This window comes from Bacillus sp. FJAT-28004, from assembly GCF_001280845.1.
Taxonomy (GTDB): Bacteria; Bacillota; Bacilli; order Paenibacillales; family Paenibacillaceae; genus Pristimantibacillus.
On the sequence record NZ_LGHP01000002.1, the window covers coordinates 1187331 to 1206796 of the forward strand.

The 19466-nt window shown below is 48.0% G+C and carries 21 protein-coding genes; 16 read left to right on the forward strand and 5 right to left on the reverse strand.

The features are described from left to right. Nucleotides 1-28: 28 nt before the first annotated feature. From rlmN to spoVM, 7 genes are all read left to right on the forward strand, one after another. Nucleotides 29-1075, forward strand: a complete 1047-nt coding sequence (gene rlmN, locus AC787_RS27270) for a 23S rRNA (adenine(2503)-C(2))-methyltransferase RlmN (protein WP_054028071.1) — start codon at nt 29-31, stop codon at nt 1073-1075. 7 nt (nt 1076-1082) lie between these two features. Then, nucleotides 1083-1844 (forward strand): Stp1/IreP family PP2C-type Ser/Thr phosphatase, encoded by a 762-nt coding sequence (locus AC787_RS27275; RefSeq protein WP_054028072.1) that lies wholly within the window; start codon nt 1083-1085, stop codon nt 1842-1844. A 5-nt stretch (nt 1845-1849) separates the two neighbouring features. Next, on the forward strand, nt 1850-3949 hold the full coding sequence (pknB, locus tag AC787_RS27280) for a Stk1 family PASTA domain-containing Ser/Thr kinase (RefSeq protein ID WP_054028073.1): 2100 nt from the start codon (nt 1850-1852) through the stop codon (nt 3947-3949). Next, entirely contained in the window at nt 3900-4874 is a 975-nt protein-coding gene (rsgA, locus tag AC787_RS27285) for a ribosome small subunit-dependent GTPase A (protein ID WP_235561133.1), read from the forward strand. The genes pknB and rsgA overlap by 50 nt, the downstream gene beginning before the upstream one ends. Nucleotides 4875-4879: 5 nt before the next feature. Then, the gene (gene rpe / locus AC787_RS27290; protein WP_054028074.1) at nt 4880-5524 is read left to right on the forward strand and encodes a ribulose-phosphate 3-epimerase; all 645 of its coding nucleotides are present in this window, start codon (nt 4880-4882) and stop codon (nt 5522-5524) included. A gap of 11 nt (nt 5525-5535) precedes the next feature. Then, on the forward strand, nt 5536-5811 hold the full coding sequence (locus tag AC787_RS27295) for a hypothetical protein (protein ID WP_054028075.1): 276 nt from the start codon (nt 5536-5538) through the stop codon (nt 5809-5811). A gap of 121 nt (nt 5812-5932) precedes the next feature. Continuing rightward, nucleotides 5933-6013 carry a stage V sporulation protein SpoVM gene (spoVM, locus tag AC787_RS27300; RefSeq protein WP_010345573.1) on the forward strand — a complete coding sequence of 27 codons (81 nt, stop codon included), beginning with the start codon at nt 5933-5935 and terminating at the stop codon, nt 6011-6013. 101 nt (nt 6014-6114) lie between these two features. Here the strand turns inward: spoVM and rpmB are convergent, their stop codons facing one another. Then, nucleotides 6115-6303 (reverse strand): 50S ribosomal protein L28, encoded by a 189-nt coding sequence (rpmB, locus tag AC787_RS27305; RefSeq protein WP_053375639.1) that lies wholly within the window; start codon nt 6301-6303, stop codon nt 6115-6117. Between the two features lie 294 nt (nt 6304-6597). Here rpmB and AC787_RS27310 point away from each other — a divergent pair, with 294 nt between their 5' ends. The 5 genes from AC787_RS27310 to AC787_RS27330 all read left to right on the forward strand — a co-directional run bounded on the left by AC787_RS27310 (nt 6598) and on the right by AC787_RS27330 (nt 12046). Then, nucleotides 6598-6957, forward strand: a complete 360-nt coding sequence (locus tag AC787_RS27310) for an Asp23/Gls24 family envelope stress response protein (protein ID WP_054028076.1) — start codon at nt 6598-6600, stop codon at nt 6955-6957. A gap of 56 nt (nt 6958-7013) precedes the next feature. After that, complete coding sequence (locus tag AC787_RS27315) at nt 7014-8741, forward strand: DAK2 domain-containing protein (RefSeq protein ID WP_063847712.1); 1728 nt, start codon at nt 7014-7016, stop codon at nt 8739-8741. A 33-nt stretch (nt 8742-8774) separates the two neighbouring features. Beyond that, nucleotides 8775-9629 carry a DegV family protein gene (locus AC787_RS27320; RefSeq protein WP_054028078.1) on the forward strand — a complete coding sequence of 285 codons (855 nt, stop codon included), beginning with the start codon at nt 8775-8777 and terminating at the stop codon, nt 9627-9629. 7 nt (nt 9630-9636) lie between these two features. Then, entirely contained in the window at nt 9637-11688 is a 2052-nt protein-coding gene (gene recG, locus AC787_RS27325) for an ATP-dependent DNA helicase RecG (protein ID WP_054028079.1), read from the forward strand. A gap of 70 nt (nt 11689-11758) precedes the next feature. After that, nucleotides 11759-12046 (forward strand): stage VI sporulation protein F, encoded by a 288-nt coding sequence (locus AC787_RS27330; protein ID WP_054028080.1) that lies wholly within the window; start codon nt 11759-11761, stop codon nt 12044-12046. Nucleotides 12047-12110: 64 nt separating this feature from the next. Here AC787_RS27330 and AC787_RS27335 read toward each other — a convergent pair whose 3' ends face one another. Next, nucleotides 12111-12806, reverse strand: coding sequence for an SOS response-associated peptidase (locus AC787_RS27335; protein WP_054028081.1), 696 nt, complete (start codon nt 12804-12806; stop codon nt 12111-12113). Between the two features lie 170 nt (nt 12807-12976). Between AC787_RS27335 and AC787_RS27340 the strand changes: the two genes are divergently transcribed. Together AC787_RS27340 and AC787_RS27345 are read left to right on the forward strand one after the other, a co-directional pair. Next, nucleotides 12977-14272: a DUF2515 domain-containing protein gene (locus tag AC787_RS27340; RefSeq protein ID WP_054028082.1), complete on the forward strand. Its 1296-nt coding sequence runs from the start codon at nt 12977-12979 to the stop codon at nt 14270-14272. 75 nt (nt 14273-14347) lie between these two features. Next, nucleotides 14348-14650 (forward strand): hypothetical protein, encoded by a 303-nt coding sequence (locus tag AC787_RS27345; protein WP_054028083.1) that lies wholly within the window; start codon nt 14348-14350, stop codon nt 14648-14650. 12 nt (nt 14651-14662) lie between these two features. Here AC787_RS27345 and AC787_RS27350 read toward each other — a convergent pair whose 3' ends face one another. From AC787_RS27350 to AC787_RS27360, 3 genes are read right to left on the reverse strand one after another with little or no spacing between them, the layout of a single operon-like run. Then, nucleotides 14663-14989 carry a YolD-like family protein gene (locus AC787_RS27350; RefSeq protein ID WP_054028084.1) on the reverse strand — a complete coding sequence of 109 codons (327 nt, stop codon included), beginning with the start codon at nt 14987-14989 and terminating at the stop codon, nt 14663-14665. Continuing rightward, nucleotides 14986-16251 carry a DNA polymerase IV gene (locus AC787_RS27355; protein ID WP_054028085.1) on the reverse strand — a complete coding sequence of 422 codons (1266 nt, stop codon included), beginning with the start codon at nt 16249-16251 and terminating at the stop codon, nt 14986-14988. The genes AC787_RS27350 and AC787_RS27355 overlap by 4 nt, the downstream gene beginning before the upstream one ends. Then, complete coding sequence (locus AC787_RS27360; RefSeq protein WP_054028086.1) at nt 16241-16450, reverse strand: hypothetical protein; 210 nt, start codon at nt 16448-16450, stop codon at nt 16241-16243. Before AC787_RS27360 ends, AC787_RS27355 begins: the two co-directional genes overlap by 11 nt. A 240-nt stretch (nt 16451-16690) precedes the next feature. Between AC787_RS27360 and AC787_RS27365 the strand changes: the two genes are divergently transcribed. Continuing rightward, a complete protein-coding gene (locus AC787_RS27365) occupies nt 16691-18238 on the forward strand; it encodes a spore germination protein (RefSeq protein ID WP_235561134.1) in 1548 nt (515 codons plus the stop codon). An 18-nt stretch (nt 18239-18256) separates the two neighbouring features. Next, nucleotides 18257-19465: a Ger(x)C family spore germination protein gene (locus AC787_RS27370; protein WP_054028088.1), complete on the forward strand. Its 1209-nt coding sequence runs from the start codon at nt 18257-18259 to the stop codon at nt 19463-19465. Nucleotide 19466 lies beyond the last annotated feature (1 nt).

The window sequence follows — 19466 nt, forward strand, 5'->3', positions numbered from 1 at the left end:
CCTACTATAAAGGTACAGGTGTGATGAAATGAAACCATGCATATATGACTACACGCTCGAACAGCTTCAACAATGGATGACAGATAATGGTGAGCCGGCATTTCGCGGCGGTCAGCTGTTTGATTGGCTATATGTGAAGCGGGTAAAGAGCTTTGAAGATATGTCCAACCTATCGAAGCCGCTTCGCGATAAGCTGGAGGAGAACTTCCAGATTATTACCCTTAGCGAGATTACAAAGTTCGAATCGAAGGATGGAACTGTTAAATTTCTGTTTGGTCTTCATGACGCTCATGCGATTGAGACCGTTATTATGCGCCATAACTACGGCAACAGTATTTGTGTAACGACACAGGTCGGCTGCCGAATTGGCTGTACGTTTTGTGCTTCGACGCTCGGCGGCTTGAAACGCAACTTGACTGCGGGCGAGATCGTAGCGCAGGTCGTGACAGCGCAGATGATGCTTGATGCTACTGGAGAACGTGTTTCCAGCATCGTTATAATGGGATCAGGCGAGCCGTTTGAGAACTACGATGCAACGATGGCTTTTTTGCGTATCATGATCCACGAGAAGGGTCTTAACATCGGGCAACGACACATTACAGTTTCTACCAGTGGCATCGTGCCAAGCATGTACAAGTTTGCCGAGGAGAATACACAAATCAACTTGGCGTTATCGATCCATGCGCCAAATGATACGCTTCGCTCGAAGCTAATGCCGGTAAACCGTCGTTTTCCTTTTGCTGACGTAATGGCTGCTTGTCATAACTATATTGCGAAGACTGGCCGTAGAATTACGTTTGAGTACGCTTTGATCGGTGGAGTTAATGATCAAGCTGAACATGCGCAAGAGCTGGCGGACGTGCTGCAAGGAATGTTGTGCCACGTAAACTTGATTCCTGTAAACCATGTACCTGAACGAAATTATGTTAGAACACCGCGTGAAGACATTTTTGAATTCCAACGTGTACTCGAGAAAAATAAAGTGAGCGTTACGATCCGTAGGGAACAAGGGCATGACATTGCAGCTGCATGCGGCCAATTAAGAGCGAAACATATGGAGTCTCAAGCGAGGTGATGATTGATTGTTAACGGCAAACCGCAGTGATATTGGACGGGTTCGTCATGTCAATGAAGACCAATCATGGGTAAGTCAACTGAATAATGGGGTAACGCTTGCCATCGTAGCCGATGGCATGGGCGGCCATCAGGCTGGGGATGTTGCAAGCCAGAGGGCAGTTGATGCGTTCCGAAGCATGCTTGAGAAAAGCGCCGCTAAAGCGGACTTATCTCTGCAAGAAGGAAAAATGCTCATTCGACAAGCGATATCGCAGGCGAATGACGCTGTTTTTGAGCTTGCTTCCCAGAACGAGCAGTATCGGAACATGGGTACTACGATAGTAGCCGCTTTAGTGAAACAGGACAACGCTATTATTGGCCATGTGGGAGACAGTCGCGCTTACAAGATTACCGAGGGCGTCATTACACAAATAACGACTGATCACACACTTGTTAATGAATTGGTCAAATCGGGACAGCTTAGCGCAGAGGAGGCTGCTCACCACCCAAGGCGCAACGTACTGACTCGTGCAGTAGGTACGGATTCTCAAGTTGAAATCGATGTTCAAGCGGTAGAATGGTCCGCACAGGACGTGCTGTTGCTGTGCAGCGATGGATTATCAAATATGGTGAGCGATCAGGAAATGCTGCAAACGGTCACGACTGATCAACTTGAGCTGGATGCAAAAGCTGATCATCTCATTTCGCTTGCGCTGCAAGCAGGCGGGGACGACAATATAACTGTCGTACTTCTCCAAGAAGCAGCTGGCACGAATCGAGAGGGGTGACAAGGATGATTGGACAGGATTTAGGCGGACGTTATGAGATATTGACTCGCATAGGCGGCGGCGGGATGGCGCTTGTATATAAAGCGCATGATGTGCTGCTAAATAGAAAGGTCGCAGTGAAGGTGCTGCGGCAGCAATTTGTGCATGACGAAGAATTTATTCGCCGATTCCGTCGTGAAGCACAGTCAGCAGCTGCGCTATCTCATCCGAATGTCGTCAGCATTTATGATGTAGGACAAGAAGAAGATACGCACTATATCGTTATGGAATATATTGAAGGCCACAATTTGAACGAAATCATACAAGAACGTGCGCCGTTGCAGCCAGATGAAGCGGTGCGCATTGCCATGCAAATTGCAGACGCGCTCGATCACGCGCATCAGAATCATATTATTCATCGTGATATTAAGCCACATAATATACTAATTGGCAAAAATGGACGCGTAAAGGTTACGGACTTCGGTATCGCAAGAGCGGTCACTTCATCCACTATTACGCAGACAGGCTCGGTTATCGGATCGGTTCACTATTTTTCCCCTGAGCATGCCAAAGGAATCAATACCGGAGAAAAGTCGGACTTATATTCGCTTGGGATCGTGCTGTATCAAATGCTGACAGCAAAGCTGCCGTTTCTTGGGGAGAGCCCAATTAGCGTAGCCTTAAAGCATTTGCAGGAAAATTTCGAGGAGCCGCGAATCGTTAATCCGCATATTCCGCAAAGCGTTGAGAATGTCATTCTCAAAGCGATGCGCAAAAATCCTAGCGAACGTTATAACTCAGCGCATGAAATGCTGCTTGATTTGGATACCTGCCTTCGTCCCGATCGGTTGAAGGAACCGAAAATCACGTTCGCACACGTTAATGATTTGGAAGAGACTCGCGTTATGCCTGCTATTCGTGGCGATATACGGCCAACAGAAACACAAGAGATCGCGAGGCCTGTCAACTCGGCAAATGATGAGCAGCAAAAAGAAGTTGAATTGCAGCCAAAGTCCAAGAGCTGGAAAAAACCACTTACTGTCGTAGGTGTTACACTGCTCATACTGGGGCTTATTATATTTGGCTTCATCAAACTTCTTGGGGTGCTTGACGTTGCGGAAGTAAACGTGCCTTCTGTCGTAGGCAAAACCGAAATTGAAGCGCGTCAAATGATTGAGGCCGCGGGGCTTATGATAGAAGATCCAATCCTTCGCGAGCATAACAAGGAAATACCGAAGGATCAGGTTTTAAGTCAGTCGAAGATGAATATGCGAGTAAAGGAAGGCTCCCTTATTCAGTTAACGGTGAGTGATGGGCCTGAGCTCGAGGATATTGGCAATTATGTTGGAAAATCGCTGCAGACCGCTATTGATGAGCTTGGTGCACTAGGTATAACAGAGGATCAAATTGTAGTCGATGATCCTGTTTTCAGTGAGGAAGCTCCAGATACGATCATTCAGCAATCGCCAATGCCGGGTGAACAATACAATCCTGAATCGGTAGAATTCAAATTCGTGGTCAGCAAAGGCCGCGAGACCGTTCCGATGCCGGACTTAGTTAACAAGCCGCTTGATGTAGCTAAGGATCTGATCAAAGCGTACGGGCTCACACTAACTGATGTTTTATATGAGCCGAGCTATTTACATGAGAAGGATGTTGTTATTAGCCAAGATCCACTCAAACCTAATGATAAAGTATCCAAAGGGGATAAACTTTCTCTTCTTGTCAGCTCAGGACCTCCGGCCGATGCGAAAGAGCATAAATTTAACATTACGATTTCACCGGCGGAAGCAGGTAAAACAAGTGAGGTTCGAATTGAATACTCCGATGCACGCGGTGAAAATATTGTATCGGAAAAACGTAAAATTAAAGATATGCAAACCTTCACAGTAACCGTTCTTGTCGCACCAGATACGGAAGCCAGAGTTACAGTCTTCCGAGATAATCAGTTTATTGACATCAAAACGATTACGTACAATGAAATAGTCAATGGTACGAATACATCCGATTTGACTATTCCGGGTAATGAAGTGAAGGAAACAGAAGTGCCGACACAAACGGAGGTAACCCAAAACAATGATGAGCCAATCCAAGAAGAGCAGCAGCAAGAGCAGCAACAGCCATAATAGCAAAGAGGGTCATCTCAAAGGCACGATAGTAAAAGCGCTCAGTGGTTACTACTACGTACGCGCGGAGAATGCGGCATCGGACTCAGTTACGGTCCAATGTCGCGCTAGAGGCGTCTTTAAGAATAAGGGCTTAACGCCGCTTGTAGGCGATGTCGTGATGTATAGCTTGACGGAGAACGGTGAAGGAACCGTTGAGGAGCTGCTGCCTCGTTCTTCTGAGCTGATTCGCCCGCCAGTTGCTAATATCGATCTTGCGATTCTTGTGTTTTCGGTTACGGAGCCTGCACTGAACTTGCAATTGCTGGATAAGTTCCTTGTGCATATCGAGCATGCAGGCATACCAGCGGTATTATGTTTAAGCAAACAGGATTTAGAGAATGAAGGTTTGGAAACGGAGGAGGCGCAAGCTTCTGCCGCCTCCGTTAATCGTATATATAGATCTCTTGGGTATGAAGTGTTCGGGACAAGCTCTCGCCTTGGAGAAGGTATTGCTCCATTTCAAGAAAAGTTGAAAGGCCATATGGCCGTATTCGCTGGACAATCAGGAGTAGGCAAGTCATCGCTGCTTAATGCGATTGTTCCTGGTCTTAAGCTGGAGACGAATGAAATCAGCAACCGTCTTGGACGCGGCAAGCATACAACGAGGCATGTGGAGCTTATTGAAATTGGAGGCGGCTTAGTCGCTGATACACCGGGGTTTAGCCAGCTGGACTTTCAGGAGCTCGGAATAGAAGATTTAGGCTATTGTTTTGTAGAAATGCGCGAGCTTTCTCCCGATTGTAAATTCCGTGGCTGCACACATGTAAGCGAACCCGGCTGCGCCGTGCTTGCTGCGGTTGAGCGCGGGGAAATAGAGAAAAGTAGGCATGACCACTACTTGCTGTTTTTGACGGAGATGAGAGAGAAAAAACGGAGGTACTAACAACGATGACGATTATTGCCCCATCCATATTATCGGCCAACTTTGCAAGGCTAGGAGAAGAAGTTCAAGCTGTCGAAGCAGCAGGAGCAGATTGGATTCACATTGATGTAATGGACGGGCATTTTGTCCCGAATCTAACTTTTGGACCGCCAGTTATTTCTGCTATCCGTCCCGTGACGAAGCTTCCTTTTGATGTGCATTTAATGATCGAGCGTCCGGAACTTTCAATTGAGGACTATATTGCTGCAGGAGCGGACCGCATTACTATTCATGCCGAAGCTTGCGTGCATTTGCATAGAACCGTTCATTACATAAGAGAAAAAGGGCTTCCTGTCGGCGTAGCGATTAATCCGGCAACTCCCGTCTCTTTGTTGGAGCCTATTTTGCATGATCTTGATCTCGTGCTCATCATGACGGTCAATCCTGGATTTGGAGGTCAGAAGTTCATTCCTTATTCGCTTGTGAAACTGCGTCAGCTTCGTGCGATGCTGGAGGAACAGGGACTAGATGATGTACATGTACAGGTTGATGGTGGCGTCAATCAGACTACGGCAGCGGTCATTCGTGAGGCTGGTGCTAATGTGCTTGTGGCAGGAAATGCCGTGTTCTCAGAGTTAGACCGAGCCGCGGCAATCGCGGTATTGCGTTAGGAGGTACTGCGATGAGTGAACGGTTGAAAACGACTTTCTGGCTTTTGCTGTATACTTTTCTTGCAGGACTCATGCTTGCGCTATTCTCGATGATTTCGGATATCTATCGGTATCTGTTCTCATTGTTGGCGTTGTACATAGGCATACGGTTTTTCCGGAGATTTGAAAAGCTCGGAATGCGAATTGCATTTTTCGCGCTGTCGATTGTTTTTTATTTATTAATTGCAGTCATTGGAGCGGCTATTATTTATATTAGGGATAATCCGATGCCAATAACGGGCGCATAATAGGCTTTCCCCTCAGACTCACTATGGAATAGGACAAACTGACGACGCATAGGATGTTTACATGAGCGTAGCAATGTTGTCACGGATAAATTCGATGAGCGTGTCTGAGGAGGGATGAGGCATGAAATTTTATACAATCAAACTGCCTAAATTTTTGGGCGGGTTCGTAAAGGCGATTTTGAATACCTTCCAAAAAAATTAGGTCAAGTTGCTGCAGGACACCCTTCGGCCGTGATCGTAGAAAAGCAAAAAAAAAAAAGCACCTGAGCGCTCAGGTGCTTTTGTCTATGGCCAAGGCCATCATTATACGCGTGTAACTTTACCAGCTTTCAGTGCGCGTGTGCTAACATAAACACGTTTCGGTTTACCATCAACCAAAATGCGAACCTTTTGCACGTTTACGCCCCAAGAACGACGAGTTTTGTTGTTTGCGTGGGAAACGTTGTTACCTTTACCAGGTGCTTTACCTGTAAGAAAACATTTGCGGGACATGACTACACCTCCTTTAAATCTTGCTTGAACAAAACGGATTCCATTAACTATGGCTTCGTTATGCGTGAGGAAAATTTCATTCGTAAGCGAAATAACATTTAAACACACTTGAATATCGTATCACAAACATTGGTTCTGTTCAACCTAAATATACGGACAAGGATGTTCTTTATCGCTTTTAAAGCTAGCAACCATGCAGAATAACTGGATTTATTGAACGGACTTCTATAAAGGAGCTGTTTATAGTACAATAATACTTAGTCCATAATACATACAGTAAGGGAGTGTATTTCCATGTCACTGCAGCTAAGCACAGAATTAGGTTCCATACATGTCTCAGACCATTGCATAGCCATTATTGCGGGCTCTGCGGCCATGGATTGTTATGGACTTGTCGGAATGGCTTCACGCAAACAGCTGAAGGACGGAATTGCCGAGTTGCTCGGGCGAGATAATTTGACTCGTGGCGTTGAAGTTAGACGAGTAAATGAAGAATTGCATATTGATCTCTACATCATCGTAAGCTATGGAACAAAAATTTCCGAGGTAGCGCATAATATCCAGTCTAAGGTAAAATATGTGCTGAACGACGTAATCGGTCTACAAGTGGAAGAAGTCCATATAATTGTGCAGGATGTCAGGGTACTTAAGTAACAGGGAGGGAAATTTCGTTGAGTAAGCGCTTTATAAACGGATCTGATTTTACCGCAATGGCACTGCTCGGCGCGGATTATTTACAGCGAAACGCAGAGCACGTTAATGCTTTAAATGTATTTCCAGTGCCGGATGGCGACACGGGAACAAACATGAACTTAACGATGTCCTCTGGTGTTCGCGAGCTGCGCAGCAAGCCGTCAAGCAGCATTGGGAAAACGACAGAAGCCTTATCGAAGGGGCTGCTGATGGGAGCGCGGGGTAACTCCGGCGTTATTTTGTCACAGCTGTTCAGAGGTTTCTCCAGGTCGCTTGCCGGTCTTGAAGAAGCGGGAACGGTGCAAATAGCCGCTGCTTTGCAATACGGTGTTGACCTCGCTTATAAAGCTGTCGTAAAACCTGTAGAAGGAACGATTCTTACCGTTGCCAAGGAAGCTGCGAAGCATGCCGTTCAATTTGCCCGTAGAACGAATGACGTGGCTGAGTTGATGCACGAGGTGCATCAGAAGGCATATGAAGCTTTGCAGCGTACGCCTGATTTATTGCCTGTACTAAAGCAGGTTGGTGTCGTTGATTCTGGCGGACAAGGTCTCGTGTTTATTTACGAGGGTTTTGTGCGCAGCCTAGCAGAAATTGACGGCCAACATGACACTTATTCGATGCCGTCAGAGGCGGCTCCACCCGAAGAAGTGGCTGTTCCTATCCTTGCGCCTCCTGTTCGCAGGCAAGAGCCGATCTCAGCTCAAGCACGTTTAGCGACGGAAGCAATAGAATTTTTATACGATATGGAATTTTTTATCAATCGCAAGCTGCGCGGACAAGCGGGAGCGTTTTTCGATGAATCCGCTTACAAACGTGCCCTTGGGAAAGATGGAGACTCCATATTGGTCATAACTGAAGACGATATTATTAAAGTACATGTACACTCTCGCAAACCGGGAGACGTGCTTAACCTATCGCTTCCTTACGGAGAACTAACCGATATCCATATTCTCAATATGCGAGAACAGCATCGTGATTTGCTTGCGCATGAGGAAGAAGAATCGGCCCTCGCTGACTATTCCGCAGCAGAGCTGCTCGCAGGGCAGGCCGTGCAAGGCGTTCCGCCAGGACAAGTATTTGAATGGGCACCGTTTGGGATTATTGCAGTTGCATTAGGCGAGGGTATTACAGACATTTTCTTGGAAAATGAAGTAGATACGGTGTTGTCTGGCGGCCAAACGATGAATCCGAGCACAGAGGATTTTGTGAAGGCGATTGAGGCTTTGTCTGCGGAGCATATATATATTTTACCGAATAACGGAAATATTATTTTGGCTGCTGAACAAGCTGCTGAGCTTAGCGAGCGGAACGTTACAATCATCCCAACTCGCACAGTACCACAAGGATTAGCAGCGGTACTCGCTTTTAAAGAAGACGAAACGGCTGAGCGCAATAGCGCATGGATGAAAAACGCTGCCGAACAAGTTCTCTCTGGACAGGTAACGAAAGCTGTGCGTGATACGACGATTGAAGGTGTAGATATCCGTGAGGGTGATTACATTGGCATTAAAGAAAAAACGATTGTAGTATCCAAAGCAAACTTGCTGGAAGCTTGCGAATCGCTCATTGCGAACATGCTTGACTCAGGCGGAGATTTGCTAACGATTTTATCCGGTGAGGAAGCGGAAGCGACTGAGACTGCGTCGTTATGCGAATGGATTGGGGAGCAGTATCCTGATCTGGAGCTTGAAGTGCAAAAAGGCGGACAACCGCTTTATCCTTATGTTTTTGCTTTGGAGTAAATGTAATCGTTCTAACATTGGGAGGAAATGACCATGGGAAAGGTCCGAATAGTAACGGATAGCACATCTGATATTCCGGAAGAAGTCAAAGAGCGTTTGGGAATATCGGTAGTTCCCCTTAAGGTGCTGTTTGGCGAGGAGACGTTTCTAGATGCCGTGACGATTACGTCCGAACAATTCTATGAGAAGCTTGAGCAATCTTCTGTTCTTCCCACAACTTCGCAGCCATCACCGAATGAGTTCTCTGATGTATATGAGCGTTTGATTTCGGAGGACGCTGATTCGCCTATTATTTCTATTCATTTGTCAGCGGCGCTCAGCGGTACGTATCAATCGGCTGTCATTGCTCATTCCATGCTTGAGCAAGAAGCGGATATTACGATAATGGATTCTAAATCTGCTTCATACGGGTTTGGCCTGCGTGTCGTAAGAGCTGCGGAAATGGCACAAGCAGGTGAATCGAAAGAACGGATTATTGAAGAGATAGAGCGGCTTGAGCGCGGTACGAATTTATATTTTCTTGTGGATACGTTGGAATATTTGCAGAAGGGCGGACGAATTGGCAAAGCATCTGCGCTAATCGGCTCGATACTTAATATAAAGCCTATCTTGTCATTGGATAAGGATGGGGTTGTGCTAGCTGTAGATAAAGTGCGCGGCTCTAAGAAGGCGATGGCTCGAATCATTGAACTATTGAAACAAACTTATGGCGATGAGCCGGTCGGTATGACTATGGCCTACTCTTTCAGTAAAGACACAGCTGAGGCTTTGTGTGAGCTATTGAAAGCCCAGTTCAATGTACAAGAAACCAACTGGACGACGGTAGGTGCTGTTATCGGCACGCATACGGGACCTGGCACATCGGCCGTGTTTATGTACAGGATGTGATCGTAAAATGACACTTGATCAAATTTCTGTCAGGCAAATCAAAGGCGTGAGTGCTCCCAAGGAATTGGAGCTTCACGCCTTTGGCGTGAGGACAGTTGCGGATATACTTGATTATTTTCCCTTTCGTTATGAAGATTATCGCATTCGTGAGCTAACCGATGTGAAGGAAGGCGAGAAGGTGACGGTGCTGGGGCATGTTCGCGGCATCCCCATGCTGCAGCGTTACGGTAAAAGCAAATCAAGATTGACATGTAAGGTTGAGGTTGGGCAGTGGCTGGTGACGGCAGTATGGTTCAATCGTCATTTTCTCCAGGATCAGCTTGTCATTGGCCGTGAGATTATGCTTACGGGCAAATGGGAGCAGCAGCGCCTGCAAATGACGGTGTCGGACTCGGAATTTCCTGGCAGCGGCGGACCGGCTAAATCGGGAACGCTGCAGCCGGTTTATTCAGTAGGTGGAAGCATCACGCAGCCTTGGATGCGGAAGACGGTACGTCAAGCGTTGACGCAATATGGGACGATGATTGAAGAAATATTGCCGTTTGAGCTCGTGGAGCAGCATCATTTGATGCCTAGACGCGACGCGGTACAGCGTATCCATTTGCCGGATGATACGAAGGAAGGACTGTTAGCTCGCAAACGGCTGGTGTATGAGGAGCTGTTTCTGTTTCAGTTAAAGCTTCAAGCGTATCGAGCACTTAATCGCAAGCGTAATGATGGCATCGCACATCGGATCGAGAGCGAGACGATTCGCCAATTTGCTGCGACACTTCCATTTGAGTTAACCGATGCTCAAAAGAAAGTCGTCAATGAGATATGTGTCGATATGAGAAGACCGTCATGCATGAATCGGTTGCTTCAAGGTGACGTCGGTTCTGGAAAAACAGTTGTGGCGGCTATTGCGCTGTATGTTGCTGTGAAATCAGGTCATCAAGGGGCATTGATGGTGCCGACAGAAATACTGGCTGATCAACACATGCGCTCGCTTACAAAAATGTTCTCAGAGCTCGGGATCGAGGTAGCTCTTCTGACAGGAAGTCTTACCGAGCGTAAACGCAGGGATGTGCTCGCGGGACTTCAAATGGGCATCATTGATGTCGTCGTTGGAACACATGCGCTTATTCAGGACGATGTTTTTTTTCGAAGCCTTGGGCTCGTTGTTGTTGATGAACAGCATCGTTTTGGTGTCAATCAGCGGAGTGTTCTACGTCGCAAAGGAATGAACCCTGATGTGCTCACGATGACAGCCACTCCAATTCCAAGAACGATGGCGATTACGGCATTTGGGGATATGGATGTGTCGACGATTCGTGAGCGTCCACATGGGCGCAAGCCGATTAAGACTTATTGGGTTAAGCACAGCATGATGGAGCGTGTGCTCGGTTTTATTCGAAAAGAAGTAAGCAAAGGGCGGCAAGCCTATATTATTTGTCCACTGATCGAGGAGTCGGAGAAGCTCGATGTGCAAAATGCAATTGATCTGTACGTGCAAACGCAGCAGTCGTTTCCTGATTTGCGGGTAGGCTTGCTGCACGGCCGTCTTTCTGCTTCGGAGAAGGAAAGCGTAATGGGTGCTTTTGGCGCAAATGAAACGCAAGTGCTCGTCGCGACGACGGTCGTTGAGGTTGGCGTCGACGTTCCCAATGCAACACTTATGATTATTATGGATTCGGAGCGATTCGGATTGTCCCAGCTGCATCAGCTGCGAGGTCGAGTAGGGCGGGGAGAGCATCAATCGCATTGTATCTTGGTAGCCGACCCGAAATCAGAAACGGGACGCGAGCGAATGAAGGTAATGACGGATACAGATGACGGATTCGAAGTATCAAAGCGCGATCTTGAAATTCGTGGACCGGGCGATTTTTTTGGCACGAAGCAAAGCGGTTTGCCGGAGTTTCGATTGGCTGACATGGTAGCTGATTATGAGCTGCTCGAGCTTGCAAGGGACGATGCTGCGGAATTAACGGGACGAGATGATTTTTGGACGAATGAGTCGTTTGTTAGATTGCGCAGTCTTCTGCAGCAGGATCAATTTTTTCAAGGGGAACAGCTGGACTAGGCAATATTCACCTCCTTTCGGCATATAGTTTAACGATGTGACTGGATTGCCTGATGGAGGTGTCAACGAAGTGAGTTACCAAAACTATGGTATTAAGCCTCAGCTGGTCGAGCGTGTTAAATACAAAATGAAAAACCCTGCTGTGAAGGAACGGATTAGAGAGCTGCTTGGAAATGTGACCAAATACGATTTGCAGGATCGGCCAAAGGTTAGAAGGCTTGTGAAGGCAGCGGCTGTTATATTGCAGGAGCAGCTTACAGATACACAGGAAGACCAGATTGTTGCTTTCGTTATGGGGCAAAAAATTGACCCGAACAACACGTTTCATTTGTTGAAACTGTGGGGAATGTTTCGCTGACCGCTTAGGTCAGCGATTTTTTTTTTTTTGCAGCAGCTGGAGCATCGTTCTGCTTGGATGTTTGTTACCACAGCTCCAGCTGCTCGTCTACTTTAATGGGTTCGATTAAAAAGGGCTCGTCGTTGCGGACACTTCCGACTGCAAGGGAGACGGGATATGCTTCGAGTTCAAGTGAGGAGTATGGCTTAAGGAGCGGAGTGATCGACTTAACGTCCGTCACCGCGCGGTTCAGCCACAGCTGCTCAGCCTCAGGTCGCAAAATGACTGGCATGCGATCATGAACCTCAGCAACGAGCTCATTTGGCGTTGTTGTTAGTATTGTACAGCTATTTATTTTGATTCCTTCAGGAGATATCCATGTCTCGTACAGACCGGCCATACTGAATAAGCCGCGGCTCTTAAGTACGAATCGCATCGGCTGCTTGCTTTGTCCCGTCTTCTTCCATTCATAGAAACCATCGGCGGGGATGAGACAACGCTTGCGCTGCAGCGGGGCCATGAAGGCAGGTTTGCTCGCTGCCGTCTCTGATCGTGCATTCAGCATCTGGAAACCGATCTTCGGATCGTCTGCCCAAGGCGGCACAAGTCCCCATTTCAGCTCTCCTAGCCGATTGTTTTGCCCATCATTTATGATCGTCAGCACCTGCTGGCTCGGAGCTATGTTATATTTCGGACGGTGAAACGGTACCATCGTTTCTTCGATCATATACCTAACCATCAGCTCTTCCAATGTAACGGTGAGCGTATACCTTCCGCACATGGCTGTCATCTCCTTTCCTATTGCTTTTATTATACATCGTGTGTAACGGAATCGCATATGTTGCATACACGGTATGACGAACTGCTCAGTGGATGATACTGGATACTATAGAGGGTAAAGAAGGCGGCAAGTTCTGTATAGTCAACGACGCGATATGAGGAGCACTGACAATGGACAAAAAGAATGATGAACGGACATACCGCCGTTCTTTCGGTTACTGGCTGGGGCAGCTGCTCGCGCTTCCTAGCGCTGCGTTTGACTATGCGGTAGGCAAGTGGGTGGCAATGAGCGCTTCGGATGCGATGATTTCGGAGGCGATACCGCTGCAGCTCTCATCTTCTGCCGTGGCGAGATTGAAGTATGCATGGGCGAAACACTTCGAATCTTCGGATTCAGGGGCATTGGCAAGCTGGAACGAAGAGGAGCTTGCGATTATCGAACGAATTCGCGCAGAGACCGCTGCTGCCAATCGCAATAATGTGACGCGAACGGAAGCTTATCGTATTCTGTATTTTCGTACACCAGAGCTTCATTGGGCGCTGCTTGCTCATATGGTGTCTCGTAATGGCGGATGGAATATGACTGACTTGCAAGGCGAATGGCTTCCTTGGCTGCTGAACTCGGAGCAGCGGTTAGCGGTATTTCGTTTTTTGGAGCAGGCGAATGCCTTGATTTTTCAAGATGCTTACCCACAGCTGCTATTGTATGAACGGAGCAGGCGTGAGGGGAGAAGTTTGTTCCATCTGCTTCCTGCTTTTGGCGTGTCGGCATTTATGACGCCTGTCTGGAAGCAGTATTGGCGAGATCGCGATGCGGTACCGCTGACGATAGCGTTAATCGTAAACGAGCAGCATTATATCGAGCGTCGTGTTGTACAGCATCCTTTTTTTCGCGAGAAGGTACTGCATACGTTATTTTTTGGACTGCAATCGTTGCTTCAGCTGAACGGTGTTATTTTTCCATATGGGAATGGCCGGGGAAAAGGAGAAGGAGCATTTACGCTGCGGCTCTCTGGTCTTATTTTGGAGCGTTTTGAAAATATACAGGAGAGAATTGAATTTGGTAAGCGTCTATATGCGATGTTGTTCGGCGTTCCGCGAGTTTACGAAGGAGCTAGATGTTTCGCCGGTGCGGTCAAGCATACAGGCTCGCGTGCGGACTATGCGCCGCATATGTTCACGCGCGTACGTCAGCAGCCTCCAAAGCCCGTTTATAAGGAGCGTCTACTCGGCGCGCGGCTTAAGCCTGGTGCTGAACTGCTGTACAGCCCAGAGCTTAGTACAGCATGGAACGATCAGCCCATAGAAGTGCCGGAGTCTGGGGATTGGTTTAAGTCCATTTCCGACATTGCGCCTTATTTTCAAAAGCTGCCATTGCCACATTCTTTTGAAATTACGAATGAGTATGGGCTTATGCTTAACAAGATTGAACTGGCTGTACTTGCGGTGCAGCGTGGTAATAAGTGAAGTCGGTTTCGCTCCTTTCGGCCTGGTTGCCTGCGGTACTTGCTTCTCGCATTCCATTAAATGAAGCGCTGCATTATGAACACAACCATTGACAGGCTGGTTCACGACATGCTGGCGGAGCCGGTTGAGGGCGAGGAGCAAGACCGGAAGCCTAACAAAATAACGCTCAAAGGAAAACAGGAACTGCTCGATTGGCTGCTTCAGCCAGTCGAGCGTTCCCTGTTCAAGGATGAGTTCTACTTTAAGCTGCTTTGTGCGAAACCAATTGACTTTGAGCAGTGGCAAGCGAGGGAAGTCTTCTGCATCTGGAAGCGGATATTAAATGGCTTGAGTTCGCTGAGTCTCTGCCGATTGCTAAGTTTAATTAGCCTAATTTGAACGGAGCACTCCTTACTCCCAGGTAGCAGCCCCCTCAACATCACGAATAGAGAACCACTCGCCGTCCACCATAAAGCGGCCTTTCAGTTGATCGACCCTGTCGACGACCCCGATGACGGTCAGTTCCTCATAGGGATGAAACAGACGGAGCGTGATGGACTGGCGCTGCTGCAGCGAGTCCGTGACGGAGCGGGCTACATGTTCCCATTCCTGCTCATCAAGCTCCACGCGTTCTCGCTGCCGGAGTGCCTTCTCATGCTCGTTGATCGCGACCTTGTGCTCGGGCAGCATCATGCGGCTCGACTCCCATAGTCCGTTGCCTTCAAGCTTCTTTCTCATTTGTAATGTCCTCCAATCTTCTCAGAGCGGTGCTGCGCTTGCCCGGCATCCGTAATGGACACCGCTCTCAAAATAGTGGCATCCCCATATTTCCTCTTTAAGGCGTCCGTCGCCCGTTCAAGCGCCATCGTCTTCTCGCGATGCGGGTCAAACAGTGAAAGCTGATACTCGTCATCCTGTGAAAATTGCGAGAGGCTAACGCCGACCTTCCTCACCGGATATCCGTCCCAATGCCGCTGCATCAGCTCTACCGCGGCGCGATAAACCTGATTGGTGACGTTCGTCGGATCGTCCATTTTCATCTGACGGCTAAAGCCGGTTGGCCGGTCATAATCGGCGCCCATTAATCCGACTGAAACGACATGCCCCATATACCCTTTGCCTCGGCAGCGCTGGCACACGAGTTCGGTCAGCTCGAGCAGTACAACTTTGATCTCCTCCAGCTTCCCATAGTCACGAGGCAGTGTCATCATATGCCCAACGGCCTTAGGAGCAACCTGATGCGTGCCCGGCGTAACGGGACTTTTGTCAATTCCGTTTGCAATGTTCCAATACAGCTCCGCGTTAATATCGGAATTTTTGCCGAATTTACGGCGCATCATCAGCTTCAGCTTATCAAGGGGCGTTGCCGCTAGTTGGCCGATGGTCTCCAGTCCCATCGACTGGAAGTGTCTCGTCATTCGACTGCCAACCATGAACATCTTGGAGACGGGCAAGGTCCAAAGCGTATCCTGAAGATTATCTTTAGAGAGGGTATAAATGCCCGAATTGTTTTTCTTTGCATAGTTATCGCAGGCCGTCTTCGCCAAAATTTTATTTTCCGCAATGCCGAAGCGGGTGTACACCCCAAGCTCTGCCTGAATGCGAGTTTGGATATGATGAGCCAGTTCATCCGGGGATCCGTACAGATGCAGCGAGCCTGTCACATCGAGAAACTGCTCATCGATCGAATAAGGCTCGACGAGGTCCGTATAAGACTGATAAATGTTCGTAATCATCATAGAAGTATCGATATACAGCTGCATTCGCGGTTTAATGATAATTAAATTCGGGCATTTTGCAAGCGAGTCGCCAATCCGTTCAGCAGTCGTTACCCCGAATGACTTGGCGATGGGGCAAGCGGCGAGAATAATACCCGACCTGCGTTCGGGGTCGCCAGCAACAACAACCGGCAAATCGCGATATTCGGGACGCTCTGCCTTCTCCACTGACGCATAAAACGATTGGCAATCCGCAAGCATAATTACTTTGTTATGAGACATTTCGGCTCACCAGCTCTGCTGCTAATACATTTGCCGCAAGAAAGACGCGTTGTGCGCCGGAGTCTATACAAAAGGCTCTGACGTAACCGTCTCTCACGGATAGGACCCGAATTCTTCGCTTGGTAAACTTACCCTTTTTACTCATATAAATCACATCAACGACACAACCGATTGCGTTGAACCATTTTTCCAATGTCATGATGCATCTCCTCCATAACAAGAACGTTTGTTCTTATTATATACAGAACGCACGTTCTTATACTAGAGGTTTTTTGTGGTTATTATTGACAAGGTTTGGTTTGAGACTGATTTGTGATCCTGTCAGGCCAACGTATACCTATACCCGGGGCAGCATGAAAACCAATCGAAAATAAGGCCGTACATATTTACATCCATAATGCGCCAAAATAGAAGCAACATGGAAACGAAGGGTGCCGTTATGAACAAACAAAACGCAGGTAGGCTAACACCGTTTAGTCCGTCGCTGCATGCGAACGTCAAAACCATTCGCGACTGCTTCGGTAACAGCACGGATATCGTAATCCGAATGTTTCGCAGCGATGCGGCTCCAGAACGTGAGATTGCGATTATTTATGTGGATGGGATCGTGAACTCGCAGATCATTAACGAGAGTGTCATGGAGCCGTTAATGTCGATGAGGCTGCCGCAGCATACGTATGTAAAGGGAGGCAAGCTGCTCGAGGCGCTTCGCAGCTGCGTCGTTTCAATCGGATCGGTGGAGAGCGTAAACACATTGGAGCAGGCGCTCCAATGTATGACAGATGGATTATGCATAATTATGGTGGACGGCAGCAAGGAGGTATTGACGGCGGATGTGAACGGCGGCGAGCAGCGCAGCGTCACGATTCCCCAGACTCAGACAGTGATTCGGGGTCCACAGCATGCTTTTGTGGAAAATGTTCAAACGAACATCAGCTTGATCCGGCGCATTATCCGTTCCTCTGACCTTCATGTGCAAGTGCACAAGCTTGGTCAGCAAACGCATACTAACGTGGCTGTCATGTATTTGCACGGAGTAGCAGATGAAGGGATCATTAAGGAGGTTTACCGCAGACTGGCGGAAATCGAAATAGATGGTGTGCTTGAGAGCGGATACGTGGAAGAATTTATTCAAGATGAGACGTTCACACTGTTTCCAACACTTTCAAATACAGAAAGGCCAGATGCGGTTGCAGCAGCGCTGCTTGAGGGAAGAGTAGCGGTTATGGTCGACGGCTCACCTATTGCTTTAATGGCTCCGACTACTTTTTTTACATTTTTTCAATCGCCTGAAGATTATTATCAACGATATGATATTGCATCATTTGTGCGTATGATTCGTTACGGTGCCTACGTCGTATCGATTCTTCTGCCTGCCTTGTATATCGCAGTTACGACCTTTCACCAGGAGATGCTTCCGACAATGCTGCTTATTAGTCTAGCGGCGCAGCGAGAAGGCATTCCGTTTCCAGGTCTGGTTGAAGCATTGTTAATGGAGATTACATTCGAGGTGCTGCGAGAAGCAGGATTGCGAATGCCGCGGGCGATTGGACCTGCCATATCCATCGTCGGCGCTCTCGTACTCGGCCAGTCGGCTGTTCAGGCGGGCATCGTATCGGCGGGTATGGTTATTATCGTATCCTTCACTGCTATTTCAAATTTTGTTATGCCGGAATTCAATATGGCAGCTACCTCTCGCATTATCCGGTTTCTCTTTATGATTATGGCGGGTATTTTTGGGTTTTTCGGCATTTTTATTTCCGTGATGTTTATGCTGATCCATCTGGTATCGCTGCGCTCCTTCGGAGTGCCATATATGTCTCCGCTGGCACCAGGTCCCACAAAACAAGGGCCTTGGCGAGATGTGTTTATAAGGCTGCCGTGGTGGGCGATTGTGCTTCGGCCTCTAGATTTGAATCTGCGCAATCCAAAGCGGCGGCCGAACGGAAAAAAACCGCCGGCACAGCGTCATTCCGATAAGGCGTAACGAAAAGGGGGATCTGCCATGAAAAGATGGAGGCTGCTGCTGGCCATGCTCGTTTGTATACTGGCAACCGGCTGTTGGAACCGCGTAGAGCTGAACGATATTGCGATTATTACTGCTACCGGCCTTGACTGGAAGGATGGGAAATGGGTGTTGTCCTATCAAGTCGTCCTTCCGCAAGCCATTTCCACTCAGAGCGCGAGCACAAGCACAGCAGCGGTCCACGTTTTTTCAACGAGAGGTGAAAGCATTCGAAGCGCGGTCAGCAAGGCGAGCCAAGAGACGTCGCGCCGTCTCTACTTCTCACATACTCAAATTGTCATTATCGGTCAGGATGCTGCTCGCAAAGGGCTTGGACCGCTCCTTGACACCTATTTGCGCAATCATGATTCCCGCGAGACGGTGAATGTTTTCTTGTCGAAGGGGAGCGCGCGCCGAATGCTGGAGCAATTGATCCCGCTTGAGAAAATTCCAGGAGCAGCCATTCAACGCATGATCAATAATGAAGAAATGAACAGCTCTACCTTTCATCAAATGACCATTCATAAAATACTGCTGGATTTGCTTGGTACGACGCAGGCCACTGGCATACCAGGCTTAGTTGTGTCTGGTACGAATGAGAGTGTGGACAATGCTGGACAACTCGCTTACACTAACACACCCTCCAAGGTCAGATTATTTGATTTGGGTCTCATTTCAGGTGACAAGCTGGTAGGCTGGATCAACAATGAAGAAAGCCAAGGCGTGATGTGGCTCGCAAATCAAGTGAAAAAAACGACAATTCCATTTGCATGCTCAGCGGATAAGAACGAGCAGAAACGTTCATCTATTCGCATTACTCATGCGAGAACCAATCTGACTCCCAGACCTTCAAACGGCAAATGGCTGATGGATGTGAACGTAACTGCTACTGGGACGCTGATGGAGTACAATTGCGAGGGAGATCTCACGAATCCCAAACAAATAGTGAAGCTACAAAAACGGGTTGAGGACGAGATCGTTGCTATTATGCAAAAAGGGTGGGGCGCTGTTAGCAAGTACAAAACTGATGTAATCGGTTTTGGAAGTACCATTCGCAATAAATATCCAAAGCAGTGGGCAGAAACGGCTGCTAGCTGGTCAGAGGAATTTCCAAACATCGAATTAAAGCTAAAAGTAAAGGTGAATTTGAATTCAACAGGCATGAGCGGAAGCGGGTTTAAGAAAGCGCAGGAGAAGGACGACTTATAAG

Bases quoted from the DNA above. Each gene is read 5' to 3' on its own strand.
- rlmN (WP_054028071.1), top strand. From the start codon at position 29: ATGAAACCATGCATATATGACTACACGCTCGAACAGCTTCAACAATGG.
- pknB (WP_054028073.1), top strand. From the start codon at position 1,850: ATGATTGGACAGGATTTAGGCGGACGTTATGAGATATTGACTCGCATA.
- rsgA (WP_235561133.1), top strand. From the start codon at position 3,900: ATGATGAGCCAATCCAAGAAGAGCAGCAGCAAGAGCAGCAACAGCCAT.
- rpe (WP_054028074.1), top strand. From the start codon at position 4,880: ATGACGATTATTGCCCCATCCATATTATCGGCCAACTTTGCAAGGCTA.
- AC787_RS27295 (WP_054028075.1), top strand. From the start codon at position 5,536: ATGAGTGAACGGTTGAAAACGACTTTCTGGCTTTTGCTGTATACTTTT.
- spoVM (WP_010345573.1), top strand. From the start codon at position 5,933: ATGAAATTTTATACAATCAAACTGCCTAAATTTTTGGGCGGGTTCGTA.
- rpmB (WP_053375639.1), bottom strand. From the start codon at position 6,303: ATGTCCCGCAAATGTTTTCTTACAGGTAAAGCACCTGGTAAAGGTAAC.
- AC787_RS27310 (WP_054028076.1), top strand. From the start codon at position 6,598: ATGTCACTGCAGCTAAGCACAGAATTAGGTTCCATACATGTCTCAGAC.
- AC787_RS27315 (WP_063847712.1), top strand. From the start codon at position 7,014: ATGGCACTGCTCGGCGCGGATTATTTACAGCGAAACGCAGAGCACGTT.
- AC787_RS27320 (WP_054028078.1), top strand. From the start codon at position 8,775: ATGGGAAAGGTCCGAATAGTAACGGATAGCACATCTGATATTCCGGAA.
- recG (WP_054028079.1), top strand. From the start codon at position 9,637: ATGACACTTGATCAAATTTCTGTCAGGCAAATCAAAGGCGTGAGTGCT.
- AC787_RS27335 (WP_054028081.1), bottom strand. From the start codon at position 12,806: ATGTGCGGAAGGTATACGCTCACCGTTACATTGGAAGAGCTGATGGTT.
- AC787_RS27340 (WP_054028082.1), top strand. From the start codon at position 12,977: ATGGACAAAAAGAATGATGAACGGACATACCGCCGTTCTTTCGGTTAC.
- AC787_RS27345 (WP_054028083.1), top strand. From the start codon at position 14,348: ATGAACACAACCATTGACAGGCTGGTTCACGACATGCTGGCGGAGCCG.
- AC787_RS27350 (WP_054028084.1), bottom strand. From the start codon at position 14,989: ATGAGAAAGAAGCTTGAAGGCAACGGACTATGGGAGTCGAGCCGCATG.
- AC787_RS27355 (WP_054028085.1), bottom strand. From the start codon at position 16,251: ATGTCTCATAACAAAGTAATTATGCTTGCGGATTGCCAATCGTTTTAT.
- AC787_RS27360 (WP_054028086.1), bottom strand. From the start codon at position 16,450: ATGACATTGGAAAAATGGTTCAACGCAATCGGTTGTGTCGTTGATGTG.
- AC787_RS27365 (WP_235561134.1), top strand. From the start codon at position 16,691: ATGAACAAACAAAACGCAGGTAGGCTAACACCGTTTAGTCCGTCGCTG.
- AC787_RS27370 (WP_054028088.1), top strand. From the start codon at position 18,257: ATGAAAAGATGGAGGCTGCTGCTGGCCATGCTCGTTTGTATACTGGCA.